11 protein-coding genes are annotated in these 13,136 nt (G+C 68.9%); 3 read left to right on the top strand and 8 right to left on the bottom strand.

Features of this window, described 5'->3' with window-relative positions:
- Window positions 1-217: 217 nt before the first annotated feature.
- Window positions 218-1,978 carry a hypothetical protein gene (locus BLU08_RS05365; RefSeq protein WP_090196385.1) on the top strand — a complete coding sequence of 587 codons (1,761 nt, stop codon included), beginning with the start codon at window positions 218-220 and terminating at the stop codon, window positions 1,976-1,978.
- Here BLU08_RS05365 and BLU08_RS05370 read toward each other — a convergent pair.
- From BLU08_RS05370 to BLU08_RS05395, 6 genes are all read right to left on the bottom strand, one after another.
- Window positions 1,930-2,493 (bottom strand): GNAT family N-acetyltransferase, encoded by a 564-nt coding sequence (locus BLU08_RS05370; RefSeq protein ID WP_233996098.1) that lies wholly within the window; start codon window positions 2,491-2,493, stop codon window positions 1,930-1,932. The genes BLU08_RS05365 and BLU08_RS05370 overlap by 49 nt on opposite strands.
- Window positions 2,490-3,290, bottom strand: coding sequence for a LysR family transcriptional regulator (locus tag BLU08_RS05375; protein WP_090196386.1), 801 nt, complete (start codon window positions 3,288-3,290; stop codon window positions 2,490-2,492). Before BLU08_RS05375 ends, BLU08_RS05370 begins: the two co-directional genes overlap by 4 nt.
- A gap of 65 nt (window positions 3,291-3,355) precedes the next feature.
- Complete coding sequence (gene apaG, locus BLU08_RS05380; RefSeq protein ID WP_090196387.1) at window positions 3,356-3,769, bottom strand: Co2+/Mg2+ efflux protein ApaG; 414 nt, start codon at window positions 3,767-3,769, stop codon at window positions 3,356-3,358.
- A 142-nt stretch (window positions 3,770-3,911) separates the two neighbouring features.
- Entirely contained in the window at window positions 3,912-4,529 is a 618-nt protein-coding gene (locus BLU08_RS05385) for a 2-hydroxychromene-2-carboxylate isomerase (RefSeq protein WP_090196388.1), read from the bottom strand.
- Between the two features lie 107 nt (window positions 4,530-4,636).
- Entirely contained in the window at window positions 4,637-6,139 is a 1,503-nt protein-coding gene (locus BLU08_RS05390) for a SulP family inorganic anion transporter (RefSeq protein WP_090196389.1), read from the bottom strand.
- Window positions 6,140-6,474: 335 nt separating this feature from the next.
- Entirely contained in the window at window positions 6,475-7,692 is a 1,218-nt protein-coding gene (locus tag BLU08_RS05395; RefSeq protein ID WP_090196390.1) for a PLP-dependent aspartate aminotransferase family protein, read from the bottom strand.
- Between the two features lie 156 nt (window positions 7,693-7,848).
- Here BLU08_RS05395 and BLU08_RS05400 point away from each other — a divergent pair, with 156 nt between their 5' ends.
- Window positions 7,849-9,192, top strand: a complete 1,344-nt coding sequence (locus BLU08_RS05400; RefSeq protein WP_233996099.1) for a phospholipid carrier-dependent glycosyltransferase — start codon at window positions 7,849-7,851, stop codon at window positions 9,190-9,192.
- A gap of 226 nt (window positions 9,193-9,418) precedes the next feature.
- On the top strand, window positions 9,419-10,789 hold the full coding sequence (locus tag BLU08_RS05405; RefSeq protein ID WP_090193770.1) for an IS1380 family transposase: 1,371 nt from the start codon (window positions 9,419-9,421) through the stop codon (window positions 10,787-10,789).
- 180 nt (window positions 10,790-10,969) lie between these two features.
- Here the strand turns inward: BLU08_RS05405 and BLU08_RS05410 are convergent, their stop codons facing one another.
- Complete coding sequence (locus tag BLU08_RS05410; protein ID WP_090196392.1) at window positions 10,970-12,058, bottom strand: glycosyltransferase family 2 protein; 1,089 nt, start codon at window positions 12,056-12,058, stop codon at window positions 10,970-10,972.
- A gap of 15 nt (window positions 12,059-12,073) precedes the next feature.
- Window positions 12,074-13,132, bottom strand: a complete 1,059-nt coding sequence (gene leuB / locus BLU08_RS05415) for a 3-isopropylmalate dehydrogenase (RefSeq protein ID WP_090196394.1) — start codon at window positions 13,130-13,132, stop codon at window positions 12,074-12,076.
- Window positions 13,133-13,136 lie beyond the last annotated feature (4 nt).

Genomic DNA, 13,136 nt, shown 5'->3' on the forward strand with positions numbered 1-13,136 from the left:
CAGGGACGAGATGGCAATGCAGCAGATGCCGGACAACGACCGCTTCATTGGCCAAGGATGCGATTTTGTTCTTGCTTAAACGAGTGTCACACGGTATATGTAACGTTACGCAGTGACGGGTCGCAGAATGCCTTTGCCAAGGTATTGCCGTTACACGAAAACCTAACAAGACCTTAACCGGTCAGTCGGTGTCCGTGGCTTATACAGGCTCACGCAGATGACTTTCGGCGAACAATTGCGCCGGGAGGAGCAGCGCGTTCTCGAGGATCCGGTTTTCCGGCGTTCTCCCACGCAGGCGAAGCTCCTGCGCTACCTCGTCGAGCGCGCGCTCGCCGGGGGGCCGGGGCCGACCCAGTACGAGATCGCGGTCGAGGCGCTCGGCAAGCGGGAGGATTTCGATCTCGCCAACGACAGCTATCCGCGCGTCCAGGTCTCGCGGCTGAGGAACAGTCTCGACCATTACTACGCCCGCACGCAGCCGCGTGACGGGCACCGCCTGATGATCGAGCCGGGGCAGTACGAGCTTCGCCTCGCGGCGACCGGTGCCGACCCGCAGCAGGGGGACAAGGCCGCCGCCGCGCCCCCCGGCACGGCGCCCGCGCCCGCCCTTTCCCAGCCGCCCGCCGCGCCGGCCGACGGGAACGCCGCCCCAGCCCTGGCCGAAAGCACGGCGAGCCGCCGCCGGAGCGGTCGCGCATTCGTCGCCGCGCTGGTCGCCGTCATGGCGATCGCGGTCGCCGGGCTGCTCGCCTGGCGGATGGATGAGCCCACGCAAGACCTGCCGCCGAGCGCGCTCGACAAGCCGGCGATCGTCCTGCGGACCGATCTCACCGGGCTCGACGGCAACGGCGACGCCGATCGCGACACGGCGCTGCTCGCGGTGCGCGTCACCGAGATCCTGCTGGCCTATTCGCTCGTCTCCGACACCGTTCCGCCCGCCGAGGCTCAAGACGCCGACTACACCCTCACGCTGAGCTTCATGCAGGAGCCGGGCAGCAAGCTCGAGGCCTTCGTCAGCTTCACCAATTCAGCCGGCAGGACGCTGTTCAACGAACTGATCGAACACGACCCCGCCCGGCCCGAACGCTTCGCCCGGCAGCTGCGTCTCGCGCTCACCCACATCACCTCGCCCACCGGCGCGCTCGCGCAGGATCGGCGCGCGGCACTGGGCGATCCGCTCGCAAGCGGGTTCGCCTGCTTCCTCACGATCGAGAACCGCCGCGCCGCCGGCGGCGAGGTCGCGCAGCTCGTCGACACCTGCATCCAACGCCACCCGGACAGCGATTACGTCCCCTATTTCCGCGCGCGCCGCGCCTTCGCCGCATACCAGGCCGCGCGCCGCGCGGGCGAGCCGATCCGCGCATCCGGCCCGGCCTGGCGCGACCTGCAGCTCGCGCTCGATGCGGACCCGTACAATTCCTTCGCCAACGCGATCGCGGGCAAGGTCCTGCTGGCGGAGGGCAAGTGCGAGGCAGCGCGATCGAATCTCAGGATCGCTTTCGAACAGGGGGCGAACTTCCCCACCCTGCGCGCGCTGATCGATGCCGAGGCGCCGTCCTGCCCGGACGATGAAGACGAGATCGGCCTCACCGCGGAGGAACTGCGCGCCCAGATCGCCTCGCTCCCCGCGGCCGATACGATGCACCATTTCTACATGCTCGTCGCCGCGCTCGCCTCGAACGATCTGCAAAGCGCGCGGATGCTCGCCGCGCGGCCGCAGACGCCGGCGACGGCGGGGAGCGAGATGACGACGATCGAGATACTGCACCGCGCGCTCGGCGATCCGGCCTTCGCCCGCGCCAATGCCGAAAGGCTGCGCGACGGCATCGCGCTCAACATCTGGGGGAACCGGGCGGTCGATCTCGCGGTCGCGAACCTCACCCGCGCCGCCGAATCGTCCGGCGCCGCGGGGGGCAATGACCGGCGCGGTCAGGCGGGCAGCCGGTCCGCCTCGCCCGCGAGCAGGGCAAAGACATAGATGTCGCACATCCCGGCATGGGTTTCCTCGTGTTCGCGGAAATGCGCCTCGCGGGTGAAGCCGAGCGTTTCGAGCAGGCGGATCGAGGCGGCGTGGCGGGTGTCGACCACGGCCTCGATCTTGCGCGCGCCGCCTCCCTGCGAAGCCGGGGCAAGCAAAAGATGGCGCACCAGCGCGGCGGTGCATTCGCGCGCGACGCCTTCGCGCTGACGGTGCAGGCAGGTGATGTAGCCGATCTCCTCGACACCCTCGCGCCCCGCAGGAACCGCGACGAAACGGCCCGCGACGTCACCGCTTTCCCGGTCTTCGGCGATCCAGGTGCGCCCCGGCCAGCCGGGCGCGGCGAGCCATTGCCACAGGTCGGTGTGCGAGGCGAAGGCGGGCCGGGTGAGATAGAGCGCGCTCGCCTCGTCCGACATGGTGGGGAACAGCGCCGCGAGGTCCGACCGGCGCAGGCCGCGCAGGCGAAAACGCGGGGTCTCGATCTCGGGGACGGCGCGGATCGGGGCGCTCATGCGGTCAGGAACTCGACCAGCGCGCGCACCTTCTGCTGGCGCCATTGCGGCAGGGGGGCGACCAGCCAGTAGGCGCGGCGCGCGTCCTGCGGCCCTGCCAGCGCTTCGAGCCGGCCGTCCGCGAGCGCGGCTTCGGCCAACGCGAGCGGCAGGATGGTGCGGCCCATCCCGGCGAGCACGCTGGAGAGCGCCTGACCCGGATTGGCCGCGCGGATGGAGGGTGAGATGCCTTCGGGCAGGGCGGCGCCGGGCCAGTCGATCCACGCGTCGCGGGTTTCCGGGCGCGCGCCGGGGGCGGCGACGGTGACACGCTTGGCCGGGGTGAGCCGCACGCCCTCGAGATCGCCCGGCGCGTCGATCAGGCGCACCGCGCAGTCGAGATTGGCCTCGGTGAAATCGGTCTCCTCGCCCGGGGCGAGAATGTACTGGATGCCCGGCCGCCCGGCCTGGAACGCGGCGAGGCGCGCCGCGAGCCAGACGGAGTAGAATTCGCGGGGGCTCGCGATGGTGTAGCGGTCGGAGGATTGCCCGACCTGCATCGCCTGCACGCTTTCCTCGAACCGCAGGAAGCCTTCGCGCAAGGGGTCGAGCCCGGCCGCGCCTTCGGGGGTGAGTTCGAGCCCCTTCGAGGTGCGGCGGAACAGGACCACGCCGAGATGGTCCTCCAGCGCGCGGATCTGCTGGCCGACCGCGGCGGGGGTCACGGCGAGTTCGTCCGCCGCGCGGGTGAAGGACAGGTGCCGCGCCGCCGCGTCGAACACGCGCAGGGCATTGAGGGGAAGATGGGTGCGCTTCACGGGGGCAAGCGCCTAGCGGGGGGCGCAGGACCGCGCAAGCCGCCCCGCCCCCGGCATCCCGGGCGTCAGGCGGAAGAGCGCCCGTCGGCCGTTTCGGGGGCGGCCAGCGGGAAGAAGGGGATCCGCACCTCGAACGGCGATCCGTCGGCACGCGCAAAGGTGTAGAAGCCTTCCATCGAACCGTGCGGCGTCGTCAGCGGGCAGCCCGACACGTAATCATGGCTTTCGCCCGGGGCGAGCCTGGGCTGTTCGCCGACCACGCCCTCGCCGTCGACATGGTTCACCATCCCGCGCGCATCGGTGATCCGCCAGTGACGGGTCCGCAGCTGAATGGTTTCGTGAGAGCCGTTCTCGATCCGGATGTGATACACCCAGAACCATTTTCCGGCCTCGGGATGCGATTGCTCCGGCAGGAAATTGACGGCGACCCGGACGGTGACCCCGTCGGTTATGGCAGCGTGTTGGAACAGCTCTTTCATGATGGCTCCAAGGTAACGATTCCCGCCTCGCTCACAAGGGGCCTAACGCGCGATTTTGGCCGCGGGTCCCGATGACTTTGACAAATGGCATATTTGCAACGCGCCCATGCCCGGGCGGGAGCGGTGCCCAGGCCCTGCGGCGTCAGGCGGCGAGCGCCTCTTCGACCTGGTCGAGCCTTTCCTTGCCGAAGAACATCGATTCGCGCCCGCTGCCCGCGGGGACGAAGATGGTCGGGATGCCGAAAGCGCCGCGTTCGACCGCGTCGTCGGTGCTGGCGGCGAGGCGCTGCTTCAGCCCCTCGTCCTGCGCGCGTTCGGAAAGGGCCTGCGGATCGAACCCCGCCGCCGCGATCCGTTCCCCCAGCGCCCCGGCATCGGCGAGGTCGATCCCCTCCTCCCAGATCGCGCGCAGGAGGCTCTCGGCGAAATCGACCCCGCGCCCGTCCTCGCAGGCGGCGAGGAGCATCCGCTGCAGGCCTATCGAATTGAACGGGAATTGCGGGTGGAGCCGGTAGCGTGTGAGGCCGTGCCGGGCGATGAAGCGGTCGATTTCGAGCTGGGCGTAGGCGTTCTTGCCGCGCACGTCCCTGTCGCGGATCATCGGCGGGGCGTTGCCGGTGATGCGGTGCATCCCGGCGAGGAAGACGGGGGTGACGACAAGCTCCGCCCCGTGCCGGCGGCACAGGTCGCGCAAGGGCCACCAGACGAGGTAGGCGTTGGGGCTGACGAAATCGAAGACCAGTTCGGCGGACTTGCCCATGCGGATGCTCCCTCGGATTGACGCCGCCCGATTACACTGTCCGACGACGGCGGCAACAGCACCCGGCGCGCAGCGCCGCAAGGCCGGGCGGCCGCCCGCAGCGAAGGTCAGTGCGGCGCCAGTCCCAGTTCCAGCCCGGTCCGGTCCTCCAGCGCGAACTTGTCGAACAGGTCCGCGCTCGCCGCGTTCAATCCGACGACCCGCGTGTGCCGCCCGTTGCGGCGCATCCGCTCGACCACCTTTTCCAGCGCTCCGATCGCCGAGATGTCCCAGAAATGCGCCCTCGAAACGTCGATCACGACATGGCGGGCGGCATCCTCGTAGGCGCTTTCGGGGCCGAGCCTGGCGATGAACTTGTCGACGCTGGCGAAGAAGATCTCGCCGGTGACGACATAGACCGCCGAATGGGGCCGGCGCACCCGCTCGACATCGAACAGGTTCCGCACCTTGCCGGCGAAGAAGATGCCCGAAAGCAGCACCCCGACAAGCACGCCGAGGGCGAGGTCATGGGTCCATACGACCACCACCACGGTGGCGATCATCACCGCGCTCGAGCTGGGCGGGTGGCGGCGCAGGTTCGGGATCGAGTTCCACGAGAAGGTCCCGATCGAAACCATGATCATCACCGCGACCAGCGCGGGCATCGGAACCCGCCCGACCCAGTCGCCCAGAACGGTCAGCAGGAACAGCAGGAACGCGCCCGCCGTGAAGGTCGACAGCCGCCCGCGCCCGCCGCTCGCGACGTTGATGACCGACTGCCCGATCATCGCGCAGCCGCCCATCCCGCCGAAGAACGCGGCGGCGATGTTCGCCCCGCCCTGTCCGGCGCATTCGCGGCGCTTGTCGCTGTCGGTGTGGGTCATGTCGTCGACGATCTGCGCGGTGAGCAGGCTTTCGAGCAGGCCCACGGCCGCCATGGTGAGCGAATAGGGCGCGATGATCCGCAGCGTCTCCAGCGTGAGCGGCACGTCCGGCAGGCGGAAGAACGGCAGGCCGTCGGGCAGTTCGCCCTCGCCCGCGACGGTGTTGACCGGCAGGCCCCACCACACCGCCGCGCCCGTCAGCAGCAGGATGGCGACCAGCGGGCTCGGCACCGCCTTGGTAATCCTGGGAAAGCCGTAAATGATCGCAAGCCCCGCCGCGACCATGACATAGGTCTCGATGCCCACGCCGGTAAGCTGCGGGATCTGCGCCATGAAGATGAGGATCGCGAGCGCGTTCACGAAGCCGGTGATGACGCTGCGGCTGACGAACTGCATCAGCAGGTCGAGCCGCAGCAGCGCCGCGATGCCCTGGAACACGCCCATCAGCACGGTCGCGGCGAAGAGGTATTCGACGCCGTGCTCCCTCACCAGCGGGATCACCACCACCGCCACCGCCGCGGTCGCGGCCGAGATCATGCCGGGCCGTCCGCCGGTGAACGCGATCACCATGGCGATCACGACCGAGGCGTAGAGCCCGACGCTCGGATCGACCCCCGCGATCAGCGCAAATCCGATCGCCTCGGGAATCAGCGCGAGCGAGACGACGATGCCGGCGAGGATGTCGGCGCGCGGCTGGGCGAACCAGTCGGCACGCAGCCGGGCTGCGAGGGAGCGGGCTTGGGTCATGGGGCGAAAATGTCCGGGAATCTCTGGAAGCCCCGCGTGAAGGCAGCGGGGCGATGAAAGGCGCGCCTTGCGGTAGAGGTTCATGCTGCAATGCACAACCCGCGCGCCGCGCCGCTTCGTGGTTGATGCCGCGTTACCCGAATTCTTCCGCACTTCCTTAGGCGCGAAGGGGTGAGGAAGGGCAGGTCCTCGGGACCATCCAGGGCCCTTAACGGCACCGTTCCCGATTGGTCGTTTCCGGGCGGTCCTGCCTCGTGCAGCCGTCATGTGCGCGGGCCGGGTCCGCCCTTCTCTTCACCGAGGCACGGGGGCGGCCCCGGCCCCTTGCCGGCCGGCTAGAGCCCGGCCGCACTCAGCGCCCGGTCCATGTCCTCGACAAGATCGGCGATATCCTCGAGCCCCGCATTGATCCGGACGAGGCCGTCCGTCACGCCCATCTCGCGGCGTGCTTCGTCGCCCATGTTCGCGTGGGTGGTCGAGGCCGGGTGGCACATCAGCGTCTTGGCGTCGCCGATATTGTTCGAGATGTCGATCAGCTCGAGCGCGTCGAGCAGGGCGAAGGCCCGCTGCCGCGTGCCCACGTCGAAGGCGAAGATCGGGCCGGTCGCGTCCATCTGCCGCAGCGCGAGCGCATGGCGCGGATGGCTCGCAAGGCCCGGATGGAGCATCCGACCGCCCGCCGCCTCGATCCGTTCCTCCATGAAGCGCCCCAGCGCGACGGCATTCTCGCTCTGGCGGCGGGCGCGCAGTTCGAGCGTTTCCAGCCCTTTCAGCACCACCCAGGCGTTGAAGGCCGAAAGCGTCGGCCCGGTGTTGCGCTGAAACGGCATCAGCACCTCGTCGATCCACTGCTGCGAAGCGCAGATCGCCCCCGCCAGCACCCGGCCCTGCCCGTCCATCAGCTTGGTCGCGCTGTAGGCCACGACGTCGGCGCCGAATTCCATCGGGCGCTGGAGCACCGGCGTGGCGAAGGCGTTGTCGACCACGGTGGTGATGCCATGAGCGCGGGCGAGGTCGCAGACGAATTGCAGATCGACGATGTCGAGCGTGGGATTGGCCGGGGTTTCGAAGAAGAACACCTTGGTGTTCGGCCTGATCGCCGCTTCCCAGGCGGCGTTGTCGGCGCTGTCGATCACGCTCGTCTCGATCCCGAAACGGGGCAGCAGCTGATCGACCAGCCAGCGGCACGAACCGAAGGCGGCGCGCGCGGCGACGCAGTGGTCGCCGGCGGAAAGCTGGCACAACAGCGCCGCGGTCATCGCCGCCATCCCGCTCGCCTGCGCGCGGGCGGCCTCGGCCCCCTCGATCAGCGCGATGCGCTCCTCCAGCATGGCGACCGTCGGGTTCTGGAGGCGCGAATAGGTCATGCCCGCCGCCTCGCCCGCGAAGCGATCGGCGACGGTCTGCGCGTCGTCGTAGGAATAGCCCGAGGTGAGGAACATCGCCTCGCTCGTCTCGCCCTGTTCGGAACGCCAAGTGCCGCCGCGCACGGCCTGCGTCGCGGGGCGCCATTTCTGCGTGACCTTGCGGTCCATGCCGGTCGTCTTCTTCATGGGAACGGCGATTAGGCGGTGGCGCGCGGGCTTACAAGCCGCTGGCGAGAAGGCCCGCGCGCGGGATCCGGGGGCGGCCCGCGGCCGACGCAGGCCGCTGCGCCGCCTGATCCCGCTTGGCAAGCGCCGGGCGCTTGCGTAAGCGCAGGCCCAGCCATGCACGAGGTCGCCTCTCCGCCGGTCGCCGCCCGCCCCGACATGACGGGCCCGCCCGAACACCCGCGCGACCCGCTCGGCTGGTGCCTCGCCATACCCGTCCTGTTCGCCGCGCTCGCGAGCATCCGGCTGGCAATCCCGACCGCACCCTTCTTCGACGAGGTCCACTACCTTCCCGCCGCGCGCGCCCTGCTCGAAGGCGGGGAATACCTGAACCGCGAGCACCCGCTGCTCGGCAAGGAGCTGATCGCGCTCGGCATATGGTTGCTGGGCGACGGGCCGCTCGGCTGGCGGATCATGCCCCTGCTGGCGGGCACGTTCGCGGTCGGGGCGGCGATGCGGGCGCTGTGGCACGCGAGCTTCGATCGCCATGCGTGCATCGCCTTCGGCGTGCTGCTGGCGAGCGGTTTCCACCTCTTCGTCCACTCGCGCATCGCCATGCTCGACATCTTCATGGCGGCCTTCCTCGCCCTTGCCGCCTGGCAGTTCGCCGCCGCCGCACGCGAGCCCGAAACGGGGCGCTGGCGGCTGGCGCTGTGCGGGGTCGCGCTGGGCTGCGCGCTCGGGGCGAAGTGGAACGCCGTCCCGCTCGCCGTGCTGCCGGGCCTGGCCTTCTTCGCCGCGCGTCTGGCCGCCGGGCGCCGCCGGTTGCTGATGAGCCGCAGGGGGATCCCCGTGCCGGGAGTGAGCCTGCTCGAAGCCTTCGCATGGCTCGGCCTCGTCCCGCTCACCGTCTATGCGCTGACCTTCCTTCCCGGCTACTGGCTGGGCGCGCCATTGCGCCCCTCGCCGCTGGAGGGGCACCTGTTCCCGTTCGGCCTGGTCGAGCTGCACCGGGAAATCGTCGAACTGCAGGCCTCGGTCATGGCGCCGCACAATTACCAGAGCACCTGGCCGCAATGGATCACCAACACGCGGGGGATCTGGTATCTCTACGAATACGCCGACGGGGCGCAGCGCGGGGTGCTGCTGATCGGCAATCCGCTGACGATGCTGTTGGGGCTTTTCGCGCTGGTGTGGTGCATGGTCACGGGCGTCTGGCGGCGCGATTGGGCCAGGGTCGGCGTGGTGGTCGGCTATGCGGCGAGCCTCGGGCTGTGGGTCATCGCGCCCAAGCCGGTGCAGTTCTACTATCACTACATGATGCCGAGCGTGTTCCTGCTCGCCGCCCTCGCCCTGTCGCTGTCCGACCTGCGGCAGGTCGAACGCCTGCGCTGGCTCGGCTGGGCGGTGCCGCTGGGAAGCATCGGTGTCTTCGCACTGTTCTGGAAGGTGCTGAGCGCCGCGCCGCTCGACGGCCCGATGAGCTTCGCCGACTGGACGTGGATTTCGGGCTGGCGCTAGCTCCCTCGCGCGAGTCCCGGCGGACGCGAAGCAGGCCGAAAGGCCAACGCCGGGACCTCATGCCGGTTGGCGCAAGGCCGCCCGAGGCTCCTGCCTTCGCAGGAGCTCACACTCCTAGCCCGGATTATTCACCGGCAGTGGTCTGACGGGTTGGCGGGAGTGGCGTAAGCATTTGCATTGTTGTAGGAATGTGGTTGCTTAAGCCAGACCTGCAACGGGGCAAAATATGCCACAGACCACACCCGCCGGATGCGATGATAGCGCGTCCGTATTTTCGTTTCCAGCAGTGCGCGGCAAGAAGGTCACAGCTGCGTTTGACGGCGGCAGGCTGACCTCGGATGGCGGGGTGCTGGTGCTGGCTCAGGCCGAGCGCATGATGGGGCTCTGCCAGCGGCTTGCGGCGTGTATTGCCGATCCGCGCGATCCTGCTCGGGTGGTTCATCGGCTTGAAGATATCCTGCGCGCGCGGATGTTCGCGATCGCCTGCGGCTATGAGGATGCCGATGATCTCGACGCTCTGCGCGATGATCCGGGCTTCCGCCTTGCGCTGGGCAAGCTGCCGGGATCGGGTGCGGGGTTGGCCAGCCAACCGACGATGAGCCGCTGGGAGAATGCGCCGAGCACGCGCGAGCTGGCAAAGATGCTGGGGATCATGATCGACATCTACTGCGCCAGCTACCCCACTCCGCCGGCGGCGGTGACGCTGGATATCGATGACACCTGCGACGTCGTGCACGGCTATCAGCAACTCTCCTTCTGGAACGGACATCATGGGGAGCGCTGCTTCCTGCCGATCCATGTCTACGACACGGCAACGGGCCGGCCGGTGGCGATGCTGCTGCGCACGGGCAAGACGCCTTCTGGCAAGGAGGCGGCAGGGCATATCCGGCGTCTGGTGCGCCATCTTCGCCGCCACTGGCCTGATACCCACATCACCATCCGCGGTGACGGGCATTATGGACGGCCCGAGGTCATGGCCTTCTGCGAGGCGGCCCATGTCGATTACGTGTTCGGTCTGCCGACCAACGCCGCGCTGCGCGCTGATCCGGTTATCGTCACTGCCGCCGATGCCTGCGCGGTCCGCCGCGCCGAGTGCCAACTCCCGGTCCTGCGCAGCTATGCCGAGACCCGCTACGGCGCGAAGAGCTGGAACCGCCAGCGCCGCGTCGTCGCCAGGATCGAGGCCAGCACGCTGGGCATGGATATCCGCTATGTCGTCACATCGCTAACCCAAGGCTCGGCTGAATACATCTATGACACGCTCTACTGTGCGCGCGGGCAGGCCGAGAACTTGATCAAGCTGCACAAGACCCAGCTGGCCAGTGACCGCACCTCGTGCCGGTCGGCGAACGCCAACCAGATGCGCCTGATCCTGCACACCGCTGCCTACTGGCTGCTGTGGCGCGTTCAGCAGGCGATCCCAAAGACCACCGCTCTGGCAAAAGCCGAGTTTACGACCCTGCGCCTGCGGCTGCTCAAGGTTGCTGCCCGCGTCATGGAAAGCGCCACCCGAATCCGCGTAGCGTTCGCCTCTGCGTGCCCCGATGCCGATCTGATGCGTGCCATCGTTCTCGCGCTCAAGCCTGCGCCGACGTAGCGGGCGCGGCAGTGCCGCAGAAACCCCGAGCCAAGTCCTTCAACCAGAAAAGCCCATCGATCACAGCGCGGTGAAACAGACGCCAGCGGTGCCGCACGCCCGCTCTACGCCGCCGCACGCAGCAGTGGCGTCAAGCTCGCGCCGAGAGGCGCCCAACCGCATCGCCGTGAATAAGAGAGGCTAGAACCGTCCCCAGACGAAGCGGCTGGACAGGGCATAGTTCCAGACCGACCCGATCAGGATGCCCGCGAGCGCGGCGAGCGCCCAGAACACCCCCTGGCTCTCCAGTAACGTCGCCACCGCCACGTTGGCGAAGCCGCCCACCGCGCAGGTTCCGCAGAAACCCAGCCAGCCGCGCAGAACCGCACCCGCACCGCGCAGACGCTGGTCGCGATAGGTCAGCCAGTTGTTGAGCCAGAAGTTGAAGCTCATCGCCACCAGCACCGCGAGAGCCTGCGCCAGCGTGAAGCCTTCCTCGTAGACGAAGAGCAGCGCGGTCAGCACCGCGAAATGGACGATCACGCCCAGCGCGCCGACCGTGCCGAACAGGGCGAAGCGGGTGGGGATCAGGCGGCCCATGGTCTTGTCGTAGAGCCCGGCGAGGAAATCGAACAGGATCGCGCGGTCGAGCTTGCTCACCCCTTCGCGCCGGGCCGCGAAATCGAGCGGGAATTCCCTGACGCGCAGCGGCCTGTCCGAAGTGGCGAGAAGGTCGAGCAGGATCTTGAAACCTATGCCGGAGAGGCGCGGGACGAGCGCGCGCGCCGTCGCGGTCGGCAGCATGAAATAGCCGCTCATCGGGTCGGTCAGCTCCACGCCGGTCAGGGAGCGCGCGATGCGGTTGGCAAGTCCCGAAAGCTTCTCGCGCTCCGGGTTCGCCCAGTTCGCCGTGCTCGCCCCTTCGGCAAAGCGGCTGGCGACGCAGACGTCCGCCTCTCCCGCCTTCAGCGCCGCGAGCATCGGCGGCAGCAGGGCGGGATCGTGCTGGTGGTCGGCGTCCATCACCGCGGCATAGGGGGCGGCGGTGGCGCAGAACCCCTCGATCGCCGCGCTCGCCAGGCCGCGCCGCCCGATCCGCTGGATCACCCGCACCCGCCGGTCGGTCAGCGCCAGCGCGCGCGCCTCGTCCGCCGTGCCGTCGCGGCTGTCGTCGTCGACGATCAGGACTTCCCAGCCCTCCGGCCCGAGCGCGCCCTCGATCCGCTCGACCAGCGGGGCGAGATTGCCGCGCTCGTTGAGCGTCGGAAGGATGATGGCCAGTTGGAGCATGGCGCCCGCGGCGGATCAGAGCCGCTCGCGCACCGCCGCGCCGATCGCCTCGGTGCCGTGATCGCCGCCGAGGTCGCCGCCGCGGATCCCGTCGGCGAGCGCCTTGGCCACCGCCGCCTCGATCCGCGCGGCGTCCTCCTCGCGGCCGAAGGAATGGCGCAGCATCATCGCCGCCGACAGGATCGTCGCCATCGGGTTCGCCCTGCCCTCGCCGGCAATGTCGGGCGCGCTGCCGTGGATCGGCTCGTAAAGGCCGAAAGTGCCGTATCCCGTCTGCCGTTCGCCCAGCGAGGCGCTCGGCAGGAGGCCGATCGAACCGACCGCCGCGCTGGCGAGGTCGGACAGGATGTCGCCGAACAGGTTGCCCGTGAGCATCACCCGGAACTGCGCCGGGTGCGCGATCACCTGCATCGCGGCGTTGTCGACATACATGTGGGAAAGCTCGACCTCGCGGTAACCGCCTGCGACCTCGCTCACCACGTCGCGCCAGACCTGGCTGGTTTCGAGCACGTTGGCCTTGTCGACGCTCGTCAGCCCGGCTCCCATGGCCTTGGCGGCGCGGAAGGCGACATGGGCGATGCGCCGGATTTCCGGGGCGCTGTAGGCCATTTCGTCCCAGCCCTCGCGCTCGCCCGAATCCGTGGTGCGCTCGCCCTTCTTCCCGAAATAGACGTCGCCGGTAAGCTCGCGCACGATCAGGATGTCCAGCTCGCGCGCGATTTCGGGGCGCAGCGGCGAAAGGTGTTCGAGCCCTTCGAACACCCTGGCCGGACGCAAGTTGGCGAACAGGCCCAGCTCCTTGCGAAGGCCGAGGATCGCCTGTTCGGGCCGCAGATGGCGTTCCAGCCCGTCGCAGGACGGATCGCCCACCGCGCCGAACAGCACGGCATCGGCGGCGCGGGCCATTTCCAGCGTCTCCTGCGGAAGCGGGTGCCCGTGGCGCCTGTAGGCGATCCCGCCGACATCGCCTTCGAACAGGGTGAGCTGCGGCAGGGCAAGGCTTTCGAGCACGCGCACCGCCTCGCGCGTGACTTCAGGACCGATCCCGTCGCCGGGCAGCACCGCGATTTTCATTCAA

The sequence above is a fragment of the Erythrobacter sp. HL-111 genome, assembly GCF_900105095.1.
Taxonomy (GTDB): Bacteria; Pseudomonadota; Alphaproteobacteria; order Sphingomonadales; family Sphingomonadaceae; genus Erythrobacter.